This is a genomic window from Allobranchiibius sp. GilTou38, from assembly GCF_017565325.1.
Taxonomy (GTDB): domain Bacteria; phylum Actinomycetota; class Actinomycetes; order Actinomycetales; family Dermatophilaceae; genus Allobranchiibius; species Allobranchiibius huperziae.
On the sequence record NZ_JAGEKN010000006.1, the window covers coordinates 560,779 to 584,361 of the forward strand.

Below are 23,583 nucleotides of genomic sequence, written 5' to 3' on the forward strand. Positions count from 1 at the left end.
GTATCAGGGGCGGCGGCACCCGTAGACGTTCGGTCGGCCCGGGTTGTCGGGCCGGGCGGCGGATCCGACTCATCGCGGATTTGACGAAACGGGGGTCAACCCCAATTGCCGCCCGACAAGTGGTCGTCGGACCGGACGCAGACGCGCAGCGATATCGCTCAGCGTCAGCGCCGAGCCGCTCCGGGGTGCTGACAGTACGACCGGGACACCCGCGTCGCCGGCCTGACGCAACTGCACGTCGAGCGGAATACGGCCCAGCAGGGGTGTTCCCAGTTCGCGTGCGAGTTCTTCACCTCCACCCGAGCCGAACAGAGGCGTCTGCGAACCGCAGTGGGCGCAGATCAGCTCGGCCATGTTCTCAACGACCCCGGCGATCGGCATGTGCACCTCGCGGGCCATTGCGCCGACCCGTGAGGCGACCGTGCGCGCCGCGGCCTGCGGAGTCGTGACCGCCACGAGCGCCGCGTCGGGCAACAGTTCCAGCACCGACAGGGTGACATCACCGGTGCCGGGCGGCAGATCGAGCACCAGTACGTCCAAGTCGCCCCAGTGTGTTTCGGTCACGAATTGACTCAACGCCTTGTGCAGCATGGGCCCCCGCCACACGATCGGCTCGTTCTCTTTCACGAAGAACCCGAGCGACATCAGGCTGACGCCGTGCGCGCGAACCGGCAGCATCCTCCCGTTGAGCACCACAGGCGAGTGACGCACCCCGAACAGTTGAGGTACCGAGTACCCCCACACGTCGGCGTCCAACAGCCCGACACGTTTGCCGTGGGTGGCCAGAGCGACAGCGAGGTTGGCGGCCACTGTGGACTTGCCGACGCCTCCTTTTCCGCTGGCAATCGCATAGACGGCGGGCGCGGGAGCGGCTCCCAGACCATGCACTGGCACCGCCACGTCGGCAGCCGCCTGCCGCTCCTCCTCGCTCATCACATCGAAGGAGACGTCGACTCGATCGATCCCGGTCCCCCGCACCGCCTGCACCACGGCCGCGCGGATGTTCTCGGTCATGGGACAACCGCGCGTGGTGAGCGCGATGCGCACTGACGCTCGTCCGCGCCGGTCGATCCGCACTTCGCGCACCATCTGCAGTGCCGCAAACGTGTGATGCAGCTCGGGGTCGAGCAAGTCGCCGACGACACGCCTTACCTGGCTTTCGGACGCGGTGCTCGCGCTCTTCACGACGCTCCCTGCAGGACGAGGCCCAGCGCGTCGCTGGTCGCTCGTGCTCGCTCGGACCACCACCGGCCGGTCGCAGATTCGCCATCCCAGGTCTCGTGGAGATCCGCCCACCCGGCACTGTGAGCCGCAAGCCACCGCAGCGTCGCGTGGGAATCCTGGTCGAGCATCGCCTTGAGTGCGAAGCGTCGCTCGCCGCGCCGGTATCCCAATCCGACCTGCGCTGCGCCGGCCGCCAGGTCGCGCTGGGTCAACACGAAACCACATCGGATAGGTGCGACCATCGCGTCCAGCAGATCCTCACGGTCGATGGTTCCGGTCAAGTCCGCAGGTGCGTCGCGCAGGGCTGCCGGCAGTAGTTGCGGCATCGGGGCTTGTTGCAGCCCAGCGTGCAGGACCTGCAGGGTGAGCTCGCTCCACGCGGTGACCGACGGGATACCGAGCCGACCGACTGCGCCGAGATATCCCGGCGCCCACGGCCAGATGTGTTCGTGCAGGAGCGTGTAGGCCACTCGACGCGCCGCGGGGTCGGTGTCTTCGAGCAGCTGCGCCCAGCTCATCAGCAACACTCCGAGATGATCGGCGTCTACCGGTGGAGTGACACCGAGCGCCCGCCACAGGCCCTCGACGCGATCCAACGCATCGCCGCCTAACTTGCCTTCGGCGCCCAGGTGGATGGCAGCGTGGGGCGGCGCCATCAACACGAACGCCTCGGTGTAGTCGCTGCTGGTGAACTCCTCCAATTGCAGAGCGGCGCTGATGGCTGAGGAGCCCGGCGGTGGAGTCAGCAATACCGCGCCGGCTGCCCGAGCGACCTCCCCCAGGGCGGCCAAGGCCGTCATCTCCGAAGCGATCATGAGTGAGGTATCAAAAAGGCGTCACCCTGCGGTTTGAGCGGTCGCTGCAGCCACCGTGGCCGACGTGTCCCGTCGGGTGAGACCCGGTGCGCCTCGCGTGTCTTGGTCAACCACTCCAGGTAGACCTCACGAGCCTTCGCCGTGTCGACACTGATGTCCCCCGCTTTGTCGTTCGGACCGGCAGCTGAAATGCGGACCGCCTGATGCCAGCAGTGCATTCCCGAAATCGGGTCCGGGTGCACCGGGAACGTGAGGTTCTGGTGGACGCCGGTGTCGCTCCACCAGATGCGTTGGGTGTCCGGATCGCTGGACTCGTGCGGATGGACATCGCGCAGCCGGTGCATCGACCAGGTCGACCCGTCGTTCGCGAGGTCCACCGTTGCCATCATCCCGCTAACGCCCCCCTCCTGCTGTTGTGGGCGCCATCTGCCCATGTGGTGACTGCACGCCACGACGCCTGGGCGGATGCCCTCGGTGATCCAGGCCCTGGCAACGAAGAAGCCGATCGCGGTCTCGACACGGACCAGGTCGCCTGTCTTCTCGACTCCGAGCCGAACGGCGTCCTGTGGATGTATCCACACCGGATTCGTGTGGGCCAGCTCGTCCAACCATTTGGCGTTGGCCGAGCGGGTGTGGATCTGGGTCGGCAGTCGGAACGTCGACAGCAGCACCATCTCGTCCTCGGCCAGGTTGTCCGGGTGCACGTGGCTCTTGATGTATCCCGGGATGGCTTGCTCGGGCCAACCCCAATCGGCCAACGTCGAGGAGTAGAACTCCAGACGGCCGGACGGAGTGGGGAAACCGCGCCGGACGACACCGTCGACCTCGACACCGACCGCACGTCTGCCCTGATCGTCGGGGTCCGGCGCGGCGACGGGTGCCAGGTTCGGGCTGTCCGGCTTGGGGGTGGCGGTGTAGACGCGGCCGAGCGGCGTGATCGAGGTGTTGACCAGCTCTTCCGACGGAACCTCTTGCTCATGGACGGCACCCGTGCCCTTGGCTATCTCGAACGCCCCATAGGTCCGCATGTACTCCAGCGGCGTCTTGCCCTGCTGGGCCGCCGCCTCAGGCAGGCCGGGAACCGAATTCTCGAACATCCAGCCGTAGTACTCATCAACAGTGAGCTTGGTCCCGGGTTCCTTCCGCGATTCGTGGTACTGCCGGATGCCGAGGCTGCCGTCCGGGTCGATCCTCCAAGACAGCTCGATCCACCATTCGTTCTCCTCCCAGACCTCCCCGGGGTTGACCTGCCGGGTATCGGTGATGACCTCACCCATCCGCTCCCGCATGGCACGCAGCACCGGTTGCCGGAATCCGATCCACTGCCCGTCGTACTGTTCGTAGGAGTGGGTGTCGTGACGCTCGGACGCGTGACCCATCGGCAGGACCCAGTCGGCGAGATAGGCCGACTCGTTCCACGTCGGAGTGAGCGAGACAAAGCTGCCGACCTGTTCCTCGTCAGTCAGCATCTCCATCCAGGACAAACCGTCGGGGTTGGTCCACACCGGGTTGTAGACCCGTGCGAAATAGGTGTCCAACCGTCCGCGGCCATCTTTGATGAGGTGCGGAAGCAGGAAGGACAGTTCGTTCTGTGCCAGCGGGTACTCCAACGGCCAACTGAGCCCCTGCCACACCTTGGGATGTGGCGGAGTGTGAATCGGTTTGGGCACGAACTTGTTCCACGTGTTCGGGAAGGTGCCTCCTTCGGTGGCGATCGCACCCAACAACGCCGAGATCAGCATGACCGTGCGCGACACCTGCCACCCGCCGAGGTTGGCGGCGGCCGCCGAGCGCCAGGAGTGTGCTGCGAACCTGGTGCCCGCCGTCGCCACCGTCTCGGCGACCTCGCGAAGAGTCCCGGCGTCGATACCCGACTCACCTGCGGCGTACTCGAAGGTGAAGTCGTCATACAGCCGGGCGAGTTCGCCCTCGAACGACTCGAAGGTCGGCGGCAGGTCAGCGGCACACTCCTGCAGGTACTGCGCCCAGTTCCACCAGGTACGCACGAAGTCGCGATTGAACTGCTGAGTGGTGATCAGGTGCCGACAGATCGCCAGGTTGATGGCAGCCTCGCTGCCCGGCTGAGGCGACAGCCAGTAGTCCGCGTGCGTCGCGGTGTTGGACAGCCGGGTGTCGAGGACGATGACCTTCGCGCCATTGGCCCGGGCCTCGGTGATGCGCTGGGCATGCGGGTTGAAATAGTGCCCGGTCTCCAGGTGTGAACTGATCAAGTAGATGACTTTCGCGTGGGCATGATCCGGACTCGGCCGGTCGATGCCCATCCAGAACTGATATCCGGTACGCCCCCCGCTGGAGCACACGTTGGTGTGCGAGTTGTGACCGTCGACGCCCCAACTGGCCAATACCCTTTCGGTATAACCGTCCTCACCTGGACGACCGAGATGCACCATGATCTCGTTCTGCCGACCCTCGACGATCGCCGCGCGCAGGCGTGCCGCGATGGCGTCGAGTGCCTCGTCCCAACTGACCCGCGCCCACTTGCCAGCCCCCCGCGCTCCTACGCGCTTCAGGGGGTAGAGGATCCTGTCGGGGTCGGTGACCTGATTGATGGTCGCCGGTCCCTTCGCGCAGTTGCGGCCACGAGAACCGGGATGCTCCGGGTTTCCCTCGAACTTGCGCACCTGCAGGTTGTCCCGGTCCACGTAGGCGAGGAGGCCGCAGGCGGATTCGCAGTTGAAGCACGTCGTCGGCACCAGGGTGTAGTGATGCTCGACGCGCTTCGGCCACGACCGCGAGTCCAACTCGACCCAGTCGTCCCACCGTTCCTTCGGCGGGAATGCCGACAAGTGGATCGCGCTGGGACCTTGGTAGAAGGTCTCGCCCCGTTCTTCGACCGCTTTTCGAGCGGCAGAGACGCGTTCGCCCCGCTCCACCAGGGACGGGGTGCGTTGTCTTTTCACAGCAGCTCCTTGGGTCGCTCAGGCGAGGGGGACCGATTGGCCGGCCTGTACGAATGCATGCTCGTACGCGGCGAGTCCGACGAGCGCTCCGGCCACGCCGGCGAGGCCGATCCAGGGGGCCGCGACCGCGATCGCTACCCCCACGAACCCCACCCAGAACGCCCGCGCGAATCGGCCTTGCGTCATTTCCTTGCTTGCGCGGTGGGCATGCGCGGTCACATGGGGCAGGGTGATCTCGCCGACGACCAGCAGCAGATGAGCAACCGCCGCGACCGCCAGCGTGACCTCGAGGTCACTGGTGACATGAGAACCTGACCAGAGCATGGCGAACGGCAGCAATCCCGCCGCACCGGCGAGCACTGCTTGTACCGCCAGATGTGGGAGGAGTAGCGGGCTCTGCCAGAGGTCGCGCGCTTTGGCTTGCGCGAAGAGGAACGCGGTGTAGCACGCGGTGGCGACCGCGAGCGGGATCGCGATGACGCCGGTCACCACCTGCGCGGTGTGCAGATCGAAAGCGGCGGCGAGGAAGTACAGACCGACGATCGCGCCGTACCCACCGAGGACGAAGGAACCCCGCACCAGCCAACTACGCCACTGATGCCGAGTGAAGATGAGGTAAAACCGCATCGGGTGCTTGAGGTCTGCGATGAGCAGGACTCCGGTGACCGACAGGAAGAACACCGCACCCAGCGGTGCGACCCATCGAGCAGTGGCGTCCTGCCAACCCAATTTGCCCAGCACCGCGAGGGCAACGGCCACCAGCATCATCCCGGCGCCGAGAGATTTGGTCCACGTGTACGCACTCACCTCCCACCCCCACGGCGCCCGGTGCGGCACGTCATACGACACGAGCGCGGCAGCCGAGGACGTGTTGTGCCCTGCGCTCCCGGCGGGCACGAGCTGCGGGTCGGACATATCGCCTTGAGTGGCCCACGCGTACAGGCCGCCGTCGGGTCGGCGGGCTGCCAGCGGGTCCAAGGTGGCCTGGTGAGCGCCGAGGTAGAAGACGCCGGGGCCTGTCTCCTTCTCGGGGCGACGGACCGTCACCGGTTTGCGATTGATCAGGGTGGCGACCTTCGAGGTGGGGTCGTTCAGATCGCCCACCAGGATCGCCTCGGTAGGACACACGCTCACACATGCCGGCTCCAGGCCCACGTCGAGTCGGTGCGCGCACATGTTGCACTTCTCGGCCGAATGGTCTTCGGGATTGATGAAGATCGCGTCATAGGGGCAGGCCGCCATGCAGGCCTTGCAGCCGATGCAGATGCTCTTATCGAAGTCGACGATGCCGTCGTCGCGTTTGTACATGGCGCCCGTCGGGCACGCGGCGACACAAGGAGCATCGGTGCACTGGTTGCATCGCGTGACCTGAAAGGCGCGTCGCACCTGAGGGAAGACCCCAACATCGACGGACTTCACATAGGTTCGATTGACCCCGAGGGGCACCTCGTTCTCGCTCTTGCACGCCGTGCTACAGGCGTGACAGCCGATGCAGCGAGTCTGATCCAGGACCTTCACCCACCGCGCTGGGACCACGTCGTCCACTGCCATCCGATCACGGTAACCGCCACATCGCGGTTGCCCCTCACGATCAGCTACACGTTCTCTTTGTGGCTCGCAACGGCGGACGACCGGAAGTGAGTTGCAACATCGCTCTGCACATCACGTCTAGCTCACAGCTGCGAGGCACGATCGAGGGCGGTCACGCTTCGACGATGCTTCTCCTCTGCGCGCGTGGCGTTCGCGGGTGAGGGGTGAGGTGCTGCGAGGACCGGAACGACGCGAGCGTCCGGGTCGAGGGTGAAGTACCTCATGATGCCCATCAGCGCAGGTGTCCCGAACGTGACGACGGCGCGAAGGTCTGGCAGAGCTGACATCAGCTGGGCTAACGCCGGGCGGGCGTCTTCGAGGTCCTCGATCCTCGGCGTGTGATCCAGTGCCCACGGGATTATGTTCCAGCGCAGATAGTCGAATCGGTCCAGACCTGATTCCATGCGCGCACGACGGAAAGCGACTGCGGTGGGACCCGGATTGTCCTCGCTGCTGATTGCCGCGTCACCGCGCGCGATCGTCGAGGGACCTGGGGACTGCATCAGCACCAGTACTCGGGAACGATCGCCTCCAGAATCCGGGTCGAACCCGGGGACGAAACGTCTCGCTCCGACAGGCGACAGGCGCCACGTCGCGGCAAGCGCATCAAGACGGGTCAGGTGGCTCACCCGACGACCGTACCGGCGCGCACGCCCCCACCAGGGTGCCGAGGCCTCTGACCGGCATCAGGTGACAGCCAACGCCGCTGCGACGCCGAGCACCGCGAAGATGCTCCCGATGACTGTGCTGCACACAGCATTCGACAACGCCAGGAGTGGTTCCCCACGCCGGGCCAGTTGCGTCGTCTCGACCGAGAAGGTGGAGTAGGTGCTGAACGTGGCACAGAATCCAGTCCCAGCGATCAGTTGCAGTTCGGTCGGCGCACCTCGGGTCACGCATTCGGTGATCAGGCCCAGGAGGAAGCATGCAGTCATGTTGACCGCGAACGTTCCGTAGGGAAAAGCACGGCGGTGCCGGGTCTGGATGGCTCGATCCAGCAGGTAGCGGGCCGGCGCACCGGCTATGGCACCGATCATCACCCAGCAGGTGTTCATCTCCTCCACCCCTTCGCCGTCCGGTGGCTGCGATGAACGAGGTAGTCCCCCGCCATGGTCCCAGCAGCGCACACCGCCAGGGTGGCGGTGGCGTAGCTGAGAGCGGTGATCGTGTGGCCGTCGCGGACCAGCCGTTGGTTGTCGACCGCGAATGTGGAGAAGGTCGTGAACCCACCGATGACACCCGTTCCCAACAATGGTCGCCACCGAGCCCACGCGGTGCGCAACTCGATGCCGCCCAGAAGGGCTCCCAGCAGCGTGCTGCCAATCACGTTGATGAAAAACGTCGTCCACGGGAATCCGACTGCTGAGGTAGGCCACTGCACACCGACCCGATACCGGCCGACGGCTCCGACCACTCCACCGATGCTGATCATCGCGAGGGTCCCGAGCTCTCGACCGGGTGGTGTGGGGGCGAGGTCCTCGCCCTCCACATCGACATCGAGCGGTTCCGTTGTCGCGCGACCGGGCAAATGGCGGTCATCCATGTCACGTCTCCTACCCGCAGGGGTCCGCGAAAGGACCCGGGATTGTGTGGGTAGGGACTGTTGGCCACCCGTGGGTGGCGGTTCGGGTACGGCGAGCCCCACCGCCGCGTCTGGTCAGACTACCGTCGATGGACCTTCCGCTCGAACAACCCGCCACGCCCCGACGAGACCGACGGGCCACCTTGCAATTCTTCAAAGCGAGTGGGATGGTCGAAGCGGTGATGGATCTCGCCGGACCCTCAGGGTCGAACCGCCTTCAGGCTGATAGTTCCTACTTCGTCGAATGATGCGAGGTAGGCAATGTCCCCATCACACTCCCCACGTCACGCGTCGGTCGTCCCGGCGCAGCACGTTTCCTCCCGACAGGCGCCGCTTAGCACAGCCCCAGTTGCAGAGCGCCACACCGGGTACGCGCCGACCGATCACGGAGAGTCTGCCGCCCACGAGTCGGGCACCGAGCGGCACAGCGGCTACTGCCCCACCGATTTCGAGGGCGTACAGGCTTCCCGTTCGCACACCGGTGGCCCGGGCGGCATGGCCGCGACCGGGTCACACAGTCAAGGCGGCGGCCACGTGGGCGACGGCCTTCGGCACAGCGGATGGGGTCCCACCGACGGTGCGGTCAACTCTCGGAGCACCGCGGCAGCCGGGGACAGCAACGACGTGGTGCACGATGTGTGACCGATCCGTCGTGGTAGGCACGGACGCCACCGCGCGCTGTGATGCCGCATTGGTGTTTGCGGCCGATGAAAGTCGGTTGCGGCGGGCGCGGCTCGTCATCGTGATGTCGTTCACCGGACCCGTCGACCCTGACATCGATGATTTCGAGACTTCCCGAGACGTGCTCGTGCATGAACACAAGCGCCGCGTCATCGCAGCACTTGGCAGGGCACTGGCACTTTCGACCGCGGATCTGCCGGACCACGAGATCGTGTGCGACGACAGGGGTGTCGCCGACTTGTTGCGGGACACCAGTGTCGGCGCTGAGATGTTGGTGCTGGGTCGCCATCAGGGCCATCTTCTGGACACCCTGTTGCACGGCCCCTCCGCGACAGGGGACCTGGTGCGACACAGCCGAGTCCCTGTCGTCGTGGTCCCGCACCACGACCGTGAGCATTCGTCGGAGCAGGATGCGCATGACTTCGCTGCGCAGACCGGCTCGTCAGCGACCGGGTCATGACCGACCTCTCAGCTGCGTCGCTGCACGCCTCCAACCAGTTGCTTGTTGTGCTGGCACGAAGCGCGCGAACGGACTTCGACGACGCCGGGATGGTGGCAGGTCATCTAGATCCCCCGCTGCATCACGCCGGCGTCATGCAGGCGCGCCTGCTGGGGACGGCGGTGCGGGCGGTGTTGTCTCCGATTCGACCTTTGCGGGTTGTGCACAGCCCTCTCCTGAGGGCCGCCCAGACGGCTCAGGCGATCGTTAACGCAATGCCGCTACCACCTCAGGTGACGTGTCATCAGGGCCTGATCGACCGCTACTACGGCCCGTGGGAGGGGCACGCGGTGCCGGACAACACCACGCTCAACGGTGCCTTGGATGGCGGCGCGGGTTTGGAGACTCAGGATCACGTTCTTCGACGCACCTATGAGGTGCTGGACACTCTGTCAACAGGCCCTGTCGTCGTCGTCACTCACGATGCCAACATTGATGTCCTGCTCGCTGCACTCGGCTGCCTCCCCCATGCCGTGGAGCACACCCCGCCGGCGACGGCCGGGTGTCACCTCCTGGTGCGTGGCAGCACCGGGTGGGAATTGCACGGCTCGGCACGACGCCAGCGCGACCTGCCACCGGCGCTCAGCTCGACGTTGTTCAGTCCACGATGAGCACGCCTTCAGCTCCTCATGAGGATCCGACCGCGCGGCATGCTCACCCACCGTCCCGGTGGAGTGTCTTGTTCGGATACCGACCGCAGCCGCCAGAGCTGTCCCAGGTGGAAGAACCTGCATACTTCCGGGATCTCAATCTCGACCGTGTCGAGACCGACGTGTTCGGAGCCGGGGACGAGTACGACGTGGTTCCCCACTTCCGTTGTCCCCTGGATGACCAGGCGCTCATTCAGCTGCGCCAAGCCGTGTTCGCCGATCTTGACCGCGCCGACGTTCGGGCGGCGGTGGATGATTTCGTTCGGCGCATGCGCGTCGTGCGGGAGCGGTTGCACACCGCACGTAGGGCGAGCGAACCGTATGAGGGGCAGCGGTGGCACCTCGAAGCGGCGGTGCAGTACTGCGATGCGGTCTTGACACTGCGAACGGAACTGTCAGACGCTGAGCCAGCCTCCTCAGGCCTGCAGGGAATCGTGGCCCACCTCGACGCTTACCACGACTCTGCCGCGTTTCGTACGCTGCGTCATGACCGCAGTGCCGCCGTGGGGGCACTGGCAAGCGTGCACTATGGGATTTGGATCGACGGTGCGCGGGTGACCGTCGGTTCCTATGACGACGAACCCGACTACACCGAAGAAGTGGAACAGGCATTCGCCCGCTTTCGGGCCGTCGATGTCGATTCCACCCAGCTGTCGGTACCCCGAGGCTCCGGCCCGCTGGATCACGTGGAAGCCAGCGTGCTCGCCTGCACCGCCAAGATCTTTCCCGCCCACTTCGAGGTGCTTGACCGATTCTGTCGTGACCATCACACCTTCTTAGATCCGGTCACGGTGCTCTTCGACCGGGAGATCCACTTCTATTTGTCCTACCTTGATTACCTGGCTCCATTGGGGGAGAACGGGTTGCATGTCACGACGCCCGTCCTGGCTGAAGACGCCGTGTCGGAATCGCTAGTGGACGTCTATGACCTTCCTCTGGCGGTGCAGTGCGTCGCCCAGGATCGGCAGGTGGTCGTGAACACCGTCACCCTCGACGCGCCCGAACGTATTCTCGTCATCTCCGGACCCAACAACGGTGGCAAGACGACCTTGGCCAGGACGATCGGCCAGTTGCACCATCTGGCCCGCATCGGATGCCCTGTCCCAGGACGGGAGGTCCGGATCTTGGCTTGCGATGCTATGTACACCCATTTCGAACGCCAGGAGGATCTGACGACGCTAGCGGGTCGCTTGCAGAGTGAGCTGATTGCGCTGCACGCCACCGTGAGCACGGCCACGTCCCGCAGCCTCATCGTGATGAACGAGATGTTCAGTTCGACAACGGTGACTGATGCCCAATACCTCTCTCAGAAGATCCTCGAACGCATCACCGCCCTGGGGGCGATAGGGGTATGCGTGACGTTCCTGGACGAACTTGCGACGATGAACCAGGCCACTGTCAGCATGGTCAGCACCGTCGATCCACACGACGCCCGCCGCCGGACCTTCCAGGTTCTGCGCAAGCCGGCCGACGGTCACGCGTACGCGCATGCACTCGCTGAGAAGTACGGCCTGACCCGTGATGAGATTCGCGTGAGGATGCGCGCATGAGGTCTCGCCTGCTTTTCTCCGACCGTGATCTGGTCGTCCCAGCGACTCACCGGTCACGCGTCACCAGAGGCACGACGCATCCGACTCCCAGCGGCCCCAAGAACGCCACCGCCGCCGACCTGGGACTTGATCTGCTCTGGGACGCGATGGGTGGCGGCGATGAATTCGTGCGGGCGGTGTCGGCCGCCGTGACGAATGAGCCACTCGCCGACCCCGACGCCATCCGTTACCGCCAGGAGGTGCTCGAGGACGGCCTGCGAGACCCGGACGCTCTGCGCCGCCTGCACCAGCTCGCGGTGGACGCCATCGAGGCCGAGGCCGGCGTGTACCACAGTGCGTTCCGCGAGACAGGCGAATCCCTATTGCGACGGTCGCTCAAAGTGCTCGCGCTCTTCATGGACGCGCTCCGCGCCCTGCACGCACTCGCCGAGGAGAAGGCCGAGCACGCCACCTCACGCGCCCTGACGCGGTTCTACGAACAGATCCTCGCCGAACTCGATGACGCTTATCTCGCCGAGTTGGAGCAGCACGCCCAGACACTGCGCTTCCCTCGCGGGCTGGTGCTGAGCGCACACCTCGGCGCCGGCAACGCCGGTACCGACTACGTCCTTCGCTCGCCGCTGAGTCGCAACCGCGGCAACTGGTGGCGGCGCAGGGCGTTGAAAGCTCCGACGTACGACTTCACCATCGCCGAACGGGATCAGGCGGGTTTCGAGGCGCTGGCCGTGATGCGCGATCGCGGAGTCACGCTGGCCGCCCGGGCTCTGGGCGAGTCGGTTGATCACATCCTTCAGTTTTTCATCGCTCTGCGCACCGATACCGCCTTCTACCTCGGCGCACTCAACCTGCACGCCGGCCTGACCGCGATCGGCCACGAGGTATGCCGTCCCGTCGTGGAAGAGCCGGGCCGTGAGCTTCGCGCCGAGGCGTTGTACGACCCGTGCCTCGCCCTGCGTACCAAGCACCTGGTCGTCGGTAACGACCTTCACGCTACGAACTTGGATCTGGTCGTGGTCACCGGTGCCAACCAGGGCGGCAAATCCACCTTCCTACGCAGCCTGGGAGTCGCGTTCCTGATGGCGCAGAGCGGACTGTTCGTCGCCGCGTCACACTTCTCGACCAGCACGGTCACCGGCCTCTTCACCCACTTCACGCGCGAAGAAGACCCCGGCATGACAGCCGGGAAGTTCGATGAGGAACTGGCCCGGATGAGTCGCATCACCGACCGCCTCCGGCCCGGCGGACTCCTCCTGTGCAACGAGTCCTTCGCCGCCACGAACGAACGCGAAGGCGCCGAGATCGCTGCCGGAATCATCGAGGCTCTGCGCGAGCAGAGCGTCCGGATCGTCTTCGTGACCCACATGTTCGACTTGGCACGCCGGTACACCGGCGACGATCACACATTGTTCCTCAGGGCCGAACGCCGCTCCGACGGCCAGCGCAGCTATCGGTTACGCGTTGCCCCGCCGGAAGCGACGAGCTTCGGCGCTGATCTCTACCAGCACATCTTCCACACCACGTGAGCCACCAAAGCACCCGGAGCACGCCGCCAGTCCTCGTGAGAGGGCGAAGGGGACCCGCGGTCGGTGAAGCCCCAGGGCTAGCGCAGCAGTCGTCCTGCGCCGAGGAACACGACGAGCGCGCAACTCATCAGCAGCGCCATCACAAGCCAGGCAACCTGGTAGCCGGAGACCAAGAGAAGCAGTCCGAACAGGACGGGACCTGAGGCGTGGCCGACGTCCCACAGGCTGCCGAAGACACCCATCGCAGAGCCGTAGTTGTTGCGGGTGACCAGATCGCCGATCATGGCCATTGTCGAGGGTGTCACCAGGCCGGTGCCCAGACCGAAAAGGCTGCTGAAACCGATGAGGGGCCAGAAACCGACAACGTGGGGAAGCGTCACGAGGCAGGCCACGCACACGACAATGCCTGCCACGATGAGCGGTTTCCTCGATCCGAGACGGTCGGAGTATCTGCCCATGAGCGGGCGGGTAAGAACGGATGCAATACCCTGCGCACCGGCGATCAGCCCGATCTGCACAACCGGGATGTGAACGGAGGCCGCGTAGAGCGGCAGGTATGCCTGCACCGATCCGATTCCGAGCCAGAGCACTGCTTCGACCAAGCTCACGAGGCGGATCGAGGGCTCCGAGGCAATCTGCCGAACACCGACGGCGACCTGCTCGAGCGCAGCCCGCAGTTGTCGGTCTCCACATCGGCGCTCCGGCGCCCGGGTGAGCGCGTCCGAGGGCACGCGGAACATGATCAGCAACGCAAGGACACCAATGGCGCCGCAGACGAGGAATGCCGCGTTGAAGTCCATCAGCGTCCAGGTCAGCACCGCCCCGCCGAGAACGGGCCCGAGCACGGTCCCGGCGCTCTCGGCGGCGTTGTACACGCCGAGCTTGCGACCACGGGCGTCGGGGTACGCCTTCGCCACCAGGGCCGACGCCGGCGGCGCATAGAGCGCAGTGGCCAGCCCGTGATAGAAGCGGATGAAGAGCAAACCGGGCCACGTGAACGCGAGCAAGTACAGAAGCGGGCCGGTTGCTTTGACGATGGCGCCGGCAAACATCAGTGGGCGGAAGCCGAACACGTCGGAAAGAGCCCCTGCGGGGAGCTTCACGACGATGCCGCTGATGGTGACTGCGGCGACGATCAGCCCGATGAGCTGAACAGGCGCGCCGAGATGCCTGGCGAACAGTGGAGTCAACGGGCTGCGGGCCATCTCGTAGCTGAGGCGGCCAAGAAATCCGACACCACACACCGCGGCGAATGGTCCCGTCAGGCGTGTACTGCGCCACACGACCGGGACTTCTCCGTCGGCTACCGCATCTGCCTGGGTCACGCTGTGAGCGCGGTGAAACCCGCGACCGCGGTGCTCTGGTCGTCGCGGCGCGCGCTTTCCGAGCCAATGGTGAGTGTCGTTCACGCGGGGTCTCCTACCGTCACGACGTCATGAAGCCTCATGACTGTTCGGGTAGGGACTGTTGGCCACCTGATGGTGACGGTTTGGGAACGGCGAGCCCCACCGCCGGTACTGGCCGATTGTAACGGTGCGGGGCACACGCCCCTTCGCTTGCCCTGTATATCGACGGCCCCGACGAGCCCTTCGGCCTTCGGAACGCACGCTGTCCTGATGGGCAGTTCTTGCTTGCCGCTAAAAACAGTAGTGGACGTGAAGGGACTCGAACCCCTGACCTCTCGCGTGTGAGGCGAGCGCTCTAACCAGCTGAGCTACACGTCCGTAGACGGCGCAGACGAGCAGGTACGTCGTCCGGGCGCGAGGGAGAGGTTAACCCGGCGCCGTCGTCCACCGCCAATCGGCCCCGACCGACGCAGGTCAGAGTCCGGGAAGCCGGCCGAGCGGGGTCTCGACGAAGTCGGGCAGCCATGTCGGCACGCCCTTCCAGAGCAGGTAACCGTAGAGGCACGCCACCACGATGGCGGCCACGCCGAGACCCGCCAAGCCGCGTACAGCGGGGTTCTGCCGCCCCAGCCACGCCGTCCAGGCTTTGACCTGCCTCCTGGTCCAGGCAAGCAGCTTTGCGGCCCAAACGAATTCGGAGGCCCACACGCCGAGGCCGATGAAGATGATGACCCACCCAGGGCCGGGCAGGGGCAGCAGCACGATGCCGAGCGCGATGATCGCGAAGCCCAGGATGCCGACGAAGACGCGGTAGATCAGGTGGGTGGTGGCGTTGGCGCGGATCTTGCGCTGCCACTCCCAGCGCGCGGGTGCGGCCGCGCGCGCCGGGGACTTCTTGTCGTCCTGGGTCGAGGTGCTCATGACACATCCTCGACGGGCTGAACGGCGTACCTCACGGTGCGGGGTCGTTGTCGAGGGCGGCGGCATCGGCGAAGACCTGCGCCGCCCGGGCGGTGACCGGACCGGGTGTGAGCGTTCGCGAGCCCACCGCATGCACGCCCTGCACCTCACGCAGCGAGGAGGTCAGGAAGATCTCCTCGGCCCGGTCCAGCACGTCGAGGGGCAGGGTGGCCTCACGGATGGGCAGTCCGGCCGCCTGGCACCACCGCAGGACGAGCGCCCGTGCGATGCCCGCCAGCGGACCGGCGGACAGCGGTGGGGTGAGGATCTCACCGTCGACCACGACGAAGATGTTGCAGCCGGTGCCCTCGCAGAGCTCATCGCGGGTGTTGGCGAAGATCCCCTCGTCCGCCCCCCGCTCCTTGGCGTAGGCGAGCGCGACGACGTTCTCGGCGTACGACGTGGTCTTCAGTCCGGCGAGCGCACCCCGTTCGTTGCGCACCCAGGGCACGACCTCGATCTTCGAGGAGACCGGCGGAGGGTCGGCGGGGCCGGCGGTCACGATGTAGGTCTGCGCCGAGTCCAGGCGCCCCGAGCCGAGCGGCCCCGCTCCCCCGGTGACCATGTAGCGCACCCGACCGAGCGGCATCGGCTCGCGCAGCACCGCATCGATGCCCTCGTCGACGCGGTCGCGGTCCGCGCGCGGCAGCCCCAGCCCGGCCAGGGTGCGGTCGAAGCGGGTGTGGTGCATGGTGCGCGCGAACACCTGCCCGTCGATCACCTTGCAGGTCTCGAAGCCGCCGTCGCCGACGGTCACCCCGTGGTCCAGCGCGCTCAGGCTGGGTTTGTCGTCGACCCGCTCGCCGTCGACCCACACACGGATGCTCATTCCGACCTCGCGATCACCGATTCCGCGAGCGCCAGGAGGCGCCGCGCCTTGAGAGCAGTTTCCCACCACTCCCCCGCCGGGTCCGATCCCCAGGTGATGCCGGCGCCGGTCCCGTACCGCAGCCAACGAGTGCCGCCGCGGTCGTGTTCCAACCAGAACGTGCGGATCCCGACGGCGAGCGACGCCGTGCCCTGGTCGTTGTCGACATACCCGATCGCGCCGCAGTACGGGCCCCGCTCCACCGGCTCGAGATCCCGAATGGCGGTCAGGGCGCTGGACTTCGGAGCTCCCGAGACCGAGCCGGGCGGGAACGTCGCACCCAGGATGTCGGCCCACTGCGCCCCCTGATCCAACTGCCCCGACACCGCGGACTCCAGGTGCACCAGCCCGAGGTTGTACTGCGGGGCGAGCAACGCGTCGACCGCGACGGTGCCCGGGCGGCATACGGCGGACAGGTCGTTGCGCACCAGGTCAGTGATCATCACGTTCTCGGTGCGGTCCTTGGGGAGCAGCTCTTCGACCGTCGGTGCGGTGCCTTTGATCGGGGCAGACCGCACCCGGTCCCCGCTACGACGCAGGTAGAGCTCCGGTGAGGCGCAGACGACCTCGAGCCGCGCGTGGGGGATGTCGATGTACCCGTGTCGGGGTGCCGGATTTGCCTGTCGCACCAAGCGATCCAGCTCGGCCATCGAGAAGCCGCCCGGCACCGCGCGACTGAGCACGCGGCAGAGATTCACCTGGTAGACCTCTCCGGCCGCGATGCGGTCGCGGATCGCGCGCACGCCCCGTTCGTACGCCGATCGGTCCAACGAGGACGACCATGCGGACAGGTCGGGGTCGGCCACCAGGGGCTCGACCACACCGGCGGCGTCGGGGTGCTTCAGATACTCCACCGATCGCATCCGGACCGCTGTCAGCTCGCGCTCGAAGGTATCGACGACCACCCAGAAGCCCGGCTCGTCGAGTGCCACGAGGTCGTGCCGCACCTCCACGACCCCGGTGGCCGTCACACCGGCGAACTGTGCCCGCCCGTCCTCGTCATCCATCGCGGCCCAAGTATGCCGACCACGCGACAGTCCCCCCGCTCCGCATGGTCCACCCGTGGCCCGACGCGAGGACCGACCCGGATCGGTACGACACGGTTGGGAGCGGACCCGTGGGGGGTCGCATTCCGTCGTCGGAGGCGTAGCGTGCAGAACGCCCCGCAGGCGGTCACCGATCGCCCGCAACCGCCCCTTTGTCGGTGCGGAACGAAGCCCTCGGCCCTGACGGGTCGGGGGCTTTGCCGTCTGTCACTGCTGCCATCGCGTCGACCTGCACAGCCCTGATCAGGGAATCGACCTCGGCCGACCGTGGTTGCCGATGACATGACTTCTTCGACGAATACCGCCGTGCAGTCCGGGACGTTCTCCATCGGAGGCGACCTTCCCGTCGTTCGCCTGGGTTACGGCACCATGCAATTGACCGGGGACGGGGTCTGGGGCCCGCCGCGGGACCACGACGAGGCGGTCGCCGTCCTGCGTCGCGCGGTCGAACTCGGCATCACCTTCTTCGACACCGCCGACTCCTACGGGCCGGTCGTGGCCGAGGAGCTCCTGGCCGAGGCGCTGCACCCGTACGCCGACGACGTCGTGATCGCGACCAAGGCCGGACTCACCCGACAGGGCCCGGGCATCTGGACTCCGGTCGGTGTGCCTGCTTACCTGCGGCAACAAGCCGAACTCAGCCTGCGGCGCCTGAAGGTCGATGCCATCGACCTCTTCCAGTTGCACCGCATCGATCCCGCGGTCCCGCTCGAGGACCAGGTCGGCGAACTGGCCAAGCTGAGGGACGAGGGCAAGATCAAGCACATCGGGCTGTCCGAGGTGACCGTGGACGAACTGCAGGCCGCCGAGAAGATCGCGCCGATCGTCACTGTGCAGAACCGTTTCAGCCTCGGAACCCGTGACGCGGACGCACTTCTCGCGCACAGCGAGGCGAACGGCATCGGTTTCATCCCGTGGCGTCCGGTGGCCGACCACACCGCTGCCGCCGGAGCGCTTGCCGAGATCGCCGACGCCCACGACGCGACGGTCACCCAGATCGCCCTCGCCTGGCTGCTCCAGCTCTCCCCCGTGATGCTTCCCATCCCCGGGACGTCGCAGGTGGCGCACCTGGAGTCCAACACCGCCGCCGCCAGCATCACACTGACCGCCGACGAGGCGGAACGACTCGGCGATCTGACCGACTGACTGACACCCGCACCAATCACGACGAAGCCCCTCCACCCGCGCGGGTCGAGGGGCTTCGTCGTGCGTCCCGCGGGTCGGTCAGGTGCAGGTGTTGGCGAAGTTGCTGATGGTGATGTCGTCGCCGGTGGTTCCCGTCGCCGCGACGAAGTCGTATCGCAGCACCACGGGCGAAGTGACCGTCGTCGTGGGCGAGTACGTCACCGTCTTGGTGCCGGACCCGCCGTTCGTCGTGCTCGTGTCGATGGCGCCGGTCGATTGCGCGACGCCGTTGATCTGGAAGCTCATCGTCAACTTCCGCGGGTTCTTCGAGTAGGTCGTGTAATTGAAGGTAAAGGTGTAGGTACGCCCGGCAAGGAAGGTCTGGCTCGGGCTCTGCACCACTTCGGACGCCGCGGCGGTCGACGCAGGATCCTGCACCAGGACGTACCCGTTGTTGGTGAACTGATCGGTCCCGCCGTTGGTGGACATGTTGGTCTTGGTGACAGTCCACCCCGCTGCCGTGCTCGGTGCCGCCACCCCGCCGCAGGCCGATGCTGCGGCGAGGGGATCGACTGCACCGACCGCGATCACCGGCACAGACCAGGCTGTCGTGCCCAGCACGGCACGACGTGTCACCCGGCGCGTGTCACCGTCCACGTCCCGCTCCCGCCCCGTTGAATCGCTCCACCGAAGATACCGATCGCATCTCCTGTCTTGGTCAAGAAAGGGTAAGGGTTTGGCTAAGTCGGCGGTGTCGTATCAGTGACACGGTGATCGAATACTTCGCCGTCACCAGGCCGCAACCGATCGTCCCGACCCCGCACGGGCCATCAGGGTCGTGGATATCGTGATCGGTCGTGCCTCCGGATACCGAGCTCCTCTGGAGCAAGCCCACCTGATCTATGCCCGCGAGCAACTCACCCGAATGCGCGAGCGCACTTCGGCACTGGATCCGCTGAAAGCCAGCGACGCCGACTCCTCCGCCCAGCTCCAGCGGACCCTGCGTGACCGGATCGCAGCACTCACGGATGACCCGCGCACCACGCTCTTCTTCGGTCGGTTGGATCTGGACGCCTCGGGCGCTCCGGGGGCGCGCGACCTGCCCCCCACGCTGCACATCGGCCGACGCCACATCAGCGATCTGCACGGCGACCCGGTGGTCATCGACTGGCGTGCGCCGGTCTCCACCGCCTTCTATCGCGCCTCCCCTGCCGAACCGATGGGAGTCCTGCGACGACGTCGTTTCGGGGTCGATCACGGTGCACTCACTGCCATCGAGGACGAGGACCTCGCCGCTCCCGGCGTCGACGCCGCCGGCCGAGACAGTCGAATCCTGGCCGAGGAGATCGAGCGGCCGCGGACCGGGCCGATGCGCGACATCGTCGCCACCATCCAGCCCGAGCAGGACGAGATCGTGCGAGCCGAGCTGGGTCGGTCGATCTGCGTGCAAGGGGCACCCGGGACCGGCAAGACAGCGGTCAGGCTGCACCGGGCCGCCTGGCTCCTCTATGAGTTCCGGGATCGCCTGGAGCGCAGCGGGGTGCTGGTGATCGGACCGAACGAGGCGTTCCTGGACCACATCGGGGCGGTGCTGCCCGCACTGGGCGAGGTGCGGGTGGTGCACACCAGTCTCGAGGGCCTGGTCGCCTCCTCGCCGGTCCGGGGTGAGGACCTGCCGCGGGCCGCCGCCCTCAAGGGTGACGCCAGGATGGCCGAAATCCTGCATCGAGCGGTGTGGGCGCGGCTGGTCGCGCCGACCGAGGCGCTCGTGGTGCCGCGGGGCGTCCGGCGCTGGCGCGTCCCCGCGTACGAGGTCGCCGAGATCATGAAGCGGCTCCGGGCCCGCGGGGTGCGCTACGCCGCCGCCGGCGACATGCTGCCTCAGCGGCTCGCGCACGAGGTGCTGTTGCAGATGGAGCAGGCCGGTGACTCCCCGACGATCGGGTGCAGGACGCTGTCGCGTGGAGCGCACCGGTACGTAGCTACGCGAAGTCGGTGTGGCCCAACGTGGATCCGCGTCAGGTGCTGTTCGAGCTCCTGAGCGACCGGGTGCTGCTCGCTGCGGCCGCCGACGGCATCCTGACCGAACAGGAGCAGACCACCCTGCTCTGGCCGCACCCTCCACGTGCCAAGGGCCGCGCTCGGTGGTCCGTCGCGGACCTCTTCCTTCTCGACGAGCTGGGTGACGTGCTCGTCCGCACCCCCAGCCTCGGACATGTGATCCTGGATGAGGCGCAGGACCTGTCACCGATGCAGTTGCGCGCGGTCGGCCGCCGATGCGCAACCGGTTCGGTGACCGTGCTCGGCGACCTCGCGCAAGGCACGACGCCGTGGGCGACCACTTCATGGGATGTCGCGATGGCCCACCTCGACAAGCCCGACTTCCATCTGGAGGAACTGGAGCGCGGATTCCGGGTGCCGGCCGCGGTGCTCGGTTTCGCCTCTCGGCTCCTGCCCCTGATCGCACCGGATCTGCGAGCACCGCAGGCGATCCGTACCAACCCTGGAAGGCTGTCCATCCTGCCTGTCCCGGATCCGGTCGTCGCCGTCGTCGATCGGGTGCAGGTAGCGTTGCGGTCCGCAGGGACGGTAGGAGTGATCGTCCCGGACGCCGACCTCCCGGAGCACCTGGCCGCCATGAAGGATGCGCGGATCGACTTCTCGGTGCTGGGAGTCCACGACCCCGGTGCGGTGGATCACCGGGTGCAACTGGTCCCCGCCGGTCTTGCCAAGGGTCTGGAGTTCGACCAGGCGGTCGTCGTCGAACCAGCCCGGATCGTCGCCGCGGAGCCGGACCTGCGCACCGGCCTGCGCCGCCTGTACATCGTGCTCACCCGAGCCGTTTCCGGGCTGGACGTGGTGCACGGCATGCCGCTGCCCGGGCCCCTCGTGGACTGAACGACCGGTGCACCGGCACACGTACGTCAGGGCCGCCCCGACGCGCCCGATCGACCAACCGTCGAGCTCAGGGCCAGTCGGCAGTGGTGACCTGGGCTCCCACGACCGAGACGGTCAGCACGGTCGGCCCGTCGGGCCGCACCCACAGGTCGTAGGTGCCCTCCACCAGTCCGGGATAGACCGCGCAGGGGTGTAGGCCCGTGGGCGAGGGACGCGGGATGACCGCCACGTGCGGCCATGCCGCACGGGCATGGCGATGACCGTGACCGACAGGACCATCGGACGGGTGGTCGTGAGAGCGCCACTCACCGATCCACCAGTCCAGGCCCTCGTCGGGTTCGTGCCCCCGACGCCCACTCGGACAGATCTCGATCTCCACGCCGGCCATGTCGGCCGGCGTGGAGACGACGAGAGCGCCGACATCGCCGCCGATGTCGAGGACCACCATGCCCTGACCGGCATGCGGATTCTCGGCGTCGGTCAACTGACGTGCCCCTTGAGTGCGAACCGGCGGATCAATTGACGGTCTGCCCGCCCGGCTTGCCCGGCTTGGAGGTGAAACCGCTGTTCGGGTTCGACAGATACGGGAACGAACTCAGGTACGCCGCACCGTACGGCGCATTGTCGTTGGCCGTGCCCTCGGTCGAACCGTCGTTCAGCGCGCTTGCCGCGGCGTCCGGCTTGTAACTCTTGTCGACCAGCGGGATCGTCGCTCCCGCCACCGCACGCAACTCGATGGCGGTGACATCGTCGATCGGGCGCCGCCCGTTCGGGAATCCAGCCGCATCCCCGGCGATCAGACCGATCTTGTTGGCTTTGCTCGGTGGCGTGGGCGGGACTGCCATGTTGAGCCGCAGCATGTCGGCCTGGACCGGACCGGTGTAGTTCTGGAAGCCCGGGACCACGCCCTTCGGAATGCCCGTCAGCAGGATGGCTGCGAGGTCCGCACGCGGCTTCTTGGACTTGACGTACGCCGCCAGATTGGGGAACGCCGTCGGGTAGAGGACGTTGGCGATGAGGTTGGCGAGCTCGGGCTGCAGCACGTACTTGGCGAACTGGCTGTCCAACCGGGGCGGGTTGATGTTCCAGAGGTCCTTCTCGCCCATCGGGTTGATGACCTCGTTGACCAGCGGGTTGCCCAGTCGCGAGACCTGCGTCCACGCACCGTAGTTGTCGTACTTGCCGGTCTTCTTGTTGAGGATCCGGCTGGTGGAGCGGCTGGCCGTGGCCCACACACCGATCACCGAGTTCGCGGACATCACGTCCGTCGGGGTCTTCCCGTCGACCGTCAGGTCGGACAGCGGCACCTGGATGGCGATGGTGTGCACATTCAAGTCCAACAGGCCGTTCACACCGGGCATGTTGGCCAGGACCGGTGGGATGCCCTTGTTGTACGCACCCTGGAAGGGACGCAGGTCGCCCAGGTCGAAGATGCTGCCGAGGTCGACGTGGAATCCGTCGGCGCGCTGTCCTGCGAACACCATGCGCCCGCCCGCGAGCTGGTGGTAGCTCTTCGCCGCCAGGGTCGGATAGTTCGGGGTGCTGCGGATACCGACGTTGACCGGCGGGCACGTCAGATCCTTGCCCAGGATCCCGCTGAGGTGTCGCGGGAAGTACTTCGGCGGCGGCGTGAGGTCCACGCGCTCCACGGTGAAGGTCTGCGGACGGTTCCAGTTCGCGTCGGTCGGGGAGGAGATGGGCCCCACGTTGTAGAGGAAGGAGTTGGGGTTACGCACCTGCGTCTTGAAGGTGAACTGGTAGGAGATGTCGGCAAGAGCGCGACCGCTGTTCGACACGTTGATGGTGTAGACCACGGTGTCCGCGAATTCATTGAAATTCGGTCCGCCGTAAGGCAGTTCGAACGGCATGAAGTTAGCGATCAACGTCACGGTGCCCGGTTTGTCAGGGCTGACGAATGCATAGACATCCGTGTTGTCTGCGGAGGGATCCTTGGAGATTTCTGGCGCTTCGCGGTGCGAGGACATGAACGACCTTTCAAACGGGCGGAGGGTGAACGACGAGCTAATTCCCGATGAACGGGACCAGGCGGGGAGGCCCGGTCTCAGGCTCGAGTTGCGTGGTGAAAAGCGTGGGCCAACCGAGCAGCCAGTTGCTTGTCGGTCACGGTGACCTCGTCACCGTCCACCATCAGGGTCACCTCACCGCGATGGACGTCGCTGACGAACGCAGCCATCGACGATGCGGCACCGCGAGGCACCTGCACCCTGTCCGATGCCTGATCCACCGTGGCCGCGTTCGCGGCCGACGGCGCGGCCATCGCCGCGAGGCCGACCGCCGTACCCAA

22 protein-coding genes, 1 tRNA gene and 1 riboswitch are annotated in these 23,583 nt (G+C 66.5%); of the genes, 7 read left to right on the top strand and 16 right to left on the bottom strand.

The features are described from left to right. Positions 1-69: 69 nt before the first annotated feature. From JOB34_RS07805 to JOB34_RS07830, 7 genes are all read right to left on the bottom strand, one after another. Complete coding sequence (locus JOB34_RS07805) at positions 70-1,185, bottom strand: P-loop NTPase (RefSeq protein WP_347813774.1); 1,116 nt, start codon at positions 1,183-1,185, stop codon at positions 70-72. Beyond that, on the bottom strand, positions 1,182-2,039 hold the full coding sequence (locus JOB34_RS17475; RefSeq protein WP_243757707.1) for a molecular chaperone TorD family protein: 858 nt from the start codon (positions 2,037-2,039) through the stop codon (positions 1,182-1,184). The genes JOB34_RS07805 and JOB34_RS17475 overlap by 4 nt, the downstream gene beginning before the upstream one ends. Next, positions 2,036-4,960 (bottom strand): molybdopterin-dependent oxidoreductase, encoded by a 2,925-nt coding sequence (locus tag JOB34_RS07810; RefSeq protein WP_208052148.1) that lies wholly within the window; start codon positions 4,958-4,960, stop codon positions 2,036-2,038. The genes JOB34_RS17475 and JOB34_RS07810 overlap by 4 nt, the downstream gene beginning before the upstream one ends. A gap of 18 nt (positions 4,961-4,978) precedes the next feature. Continuing rightward, on the bottom strand, positions 4,979-6,511 hold the full coding sequence (locus tag JOB34_RS07815) for a 4Fe-4S dicluster domain-containing protein (RefSeq protein ID WP_208052149.1): 1,533 nt from the start codon (positions 6,509-6,511) through the stop codon (positions 4,979-4,981). 122 nt (positions 6,512-6,633) lie between these two features. Beyond that, positions 6,634-7,179 (bottom strand): uracil-DNA glycosylase family protein, encoded by a 546-nt coding sequence (locus tag JOB34_RS07820; RefSeq protein ID WP_208052150.1) that lies wholly within the window; start codon positions 7,177-7,179, stop codon positions 6,634-6,636. 57 nt (positions 7,180-7,236) lie between these two features. Beyond that, entirely contained in the window at positions 7,237-7,587 is a 351-nt protein-coding gene (crcB, locus tag JOB34_RS07825) for a fluoride efflux transporter CrcB (protein WP_243757856.1), read from the bottom strand. 14 nt (positions 7,588-7,601) lie between these two features. After that, positions 7,602-8,093: a CrcB family protein gene (locus JOB34_RS07830; protein ID WP_208052152.1), complete on the bottom strand. Its 492-nt coding sequence runs from the start codon at positions 8,091-8,093 to the stop codon at positions 7,602-7,604. 208 nt (positions 8,094-8,301) lie between these two features. After that, positions 8,302-8,374: riboswitch (Fluoride riboswitch) on the top strand. A 410-nt stretch (positions 8,375-8,784) separates the two neighbouring features. Between JOB34_RS07830 and JOB34_RS07835 the strand changes: the two genes are divergently transcribed. The 4 genes from JOB34_RS07835 (at position 8,785) to JOB34_RS07850 (ending at position 13,035) form a co-directional block, all read left to right on the top strand. Next, positions 8,785-9,273 carry a universal stress protein gene (locus JOB34_RS07835; protein WP_208052153.1) on the top strand — a complete coding sequence of 163 codons (489 nt, stop codon included), beginning with the start codon at positions 8,785-8,787 and terminating at the stop codon, positions 9,271-9,273. Then, positions 9,270-9,923: a histidine phosphatase family protein gene (locus JOB34_RS07840; RefSeq protein ID WP_208052154.1), complete on the top strand. Its 654-nt coding sequence runs from the start codon at positions 9,270-9,272 to the stop codon at positions 9,921-9,923. Before JOB34_RS07835 ends, JOB34_RS07840 begins: the two co-directional genes overlap by 4 nt. A gap of 107 nt (positions 9,924-10,030) precedes the next feature. Then, complete coding sequence (locus JOB34_RS07845; RefSeq protein ID WP_208052155.1) at positions 10,031-11,512, top strand: hypothetical protein; 1,482 nt, start codon at positions 10,031-10,033, stop codon at positions 11,510-11,512. Next, positions 11,509-13,035, top strand: coding sequence for a hypothetical protein (locus tag JOB34_RS07850; protein ID WP_208052156.1), 1,527 nt, complete (start codon positions 11,509-11,511; stop codon positions 13,033-13,035). The genes JOB34_RS07845 and JOB34_RS07850 overlap by 4 nt, the downstream gene beginning before the upstream one ends. Before the next feature lie 77 nt (positions 13,036-13,112). Here the strand turns inward: JOB34_RS07850 and JOB34_RS07855 are convergent, their stop codons facing one another. The 5 genes from JOB34_RS07855 to JOB34_RS07875 all read right to left on the bottom strand — a co-directional run bounded on the left by JOB34_RS07855 (position 13,113) and on the right by JOB34_RS07875 (position 17,216). After that, positions 13,113-14,444, bottom strand: a complete 1,332-nt coding sequence (locus JOB34_RS07855) for an MFS transporter (RefSeq protein WP_208052157.1) — start codon at positions 14,442-14,444, stop codon at positions 13,113-13,115. A gap of 241 nt (positions 14,445-14,685) precedes the next feature. Next, positions 14,686-14,759 (bottom strand) — tRNA-Val (locus tag JOB34_RS07860). A 96-nt stretch (positions 14,760-14,855) separates the two neighbouring features. Further along, complete coding sequence (locus JOB34_RS07865) at positions 14,856-15,302, bottom strand: TIGR02611 family protein (RefSeq protein ID WP_208052158.1); 447 nt, start codon at positions 15,300-15,302, stop codon at positions 14,856-14,858. Positions 15,303-15,333: 31 nt separating this feature from the next. Further along, entirely contained in the window at positions 15,334-16,170 is an 837-nt protein-coding gene (locus JOB34_RS07870) for an aminotransferase class IV (RefSeq protein ID WP_208052159.1), read from the bottom strand. Then, the gene (locus JOB34_RS07875) at positions 16,167-17,216 is read right to left on the bottom strand and encodes a chorismate-binding protein (protein WP_208052160.1); all 1,050 of its coding nucleotides are present in this window, start codon (positions 17,214-17,216) and stop codon (positions 16,167-16,169) included. The genes JOB34_RS07870 and JOB34_RS07875 overlap by 4 nt, the downstream gene beginning before the upstream one ends. A 321-nt stretch (positions 17,217-17,537) precedes the next feature. Here JOB34_RS07875 and JOB34_RS07880 point away from each other — a divergent pair, with 321 nt between their 5' ends. Continuing rightward, complete coding sequence (locus JOB34_RS07880; protein WP_208052161.1) at positions 17,538-18,401, top strand: aldo/keto reductase; 864 nt, start codon at positions 17,538-17,540, stop codon at positions 18,399-18,401. A 78-nt stretch (positions 18,402-18,479) separates the two neighbouring features. On the opposite strand, the gene JOB34_RS07885 is transcribed toward JOB34_RS07880, so the two are convergent. Next, complete coding sequence (locus JOB34_RS07885; protein ID WP_208052162.1) at positions 18,480-19,037, bottom strand: hypothetical protein; 558 nt, start codon at positions 19,035-19,037, stop codon at positions 18,480-18,482. 268 nt (positions 19,038-19,305) lie between these two features. On the opposite strand from JOB34_RS07885, the gene JOB34_RS17480 reads away from it, so the two are divergent. After that, positions 19,306-20,421 carry a hypothetical protein gene (locus tag JOB34_RS17480; RefSeq protein WP_243757709.1) on the top strand — a complete coding sequence of 372 codons (1,116 nt, stop codon included), beginning with the start codon at positions 19,306-19,308 and terminating at the stop codon, positions 20,419-20,421. Beyond that, positions 20,388-21,278 (top strand): hypothetical protein, encoded by an 891-nt coding sequence (locus JOB34_RS17485; RefSeq protein WP_243757710.1) that lies wholly within the window; start codon positions 20,388-20,390, stop codon positions 21,276-21,278. Before JOB34_RS17480 ends, JOB34_RS17485 begins: the two co-directional genes overlap by 34 nt. 67 nt (positions 21,279-21,345) lie before the next feature. On the opposite strand, the gene JOB34_RS07895 is transcribed toward JOB34_RS17485, so the two are convergent. The 3 genes from JOB34_RS07895 to JOB34_RS07905 form a co-directional block, all read right to left on the bottom strand. Beyond that, entirely contained in the window at positions 21,346-21,762 is a 417-nt protein-coding gene (locus JOB34_RS07895; protein WP_208052163.1) for a hypothetical protein, read from the bottom strand. Positions 21,763-21,793: 31 nt separating this feature from the next. After that, positions 21,794-23,263 (bottom strand): DUF4331 domain-containing protein, encoded by a 1,470-nt coding sequence (locus JOB34_RS07900; protein ID WP_208052164.1) that lies wholly within the window; start codon positions 23,261-23,263, stop codon positions 21,794-21,796. A gap of 77 nt (positions 23,264-23,340) precedes the next feature. Continuing rightward, positions 23,341-23,583, bottom strand: a complete 243-nt coding sequence (locus JOB34_RS07905) for a hypothetical protein (RefSeq protein ID WP_208052165.1) — start codon at positions 23,581-23,583, stop codon at positions 23,341-23,343.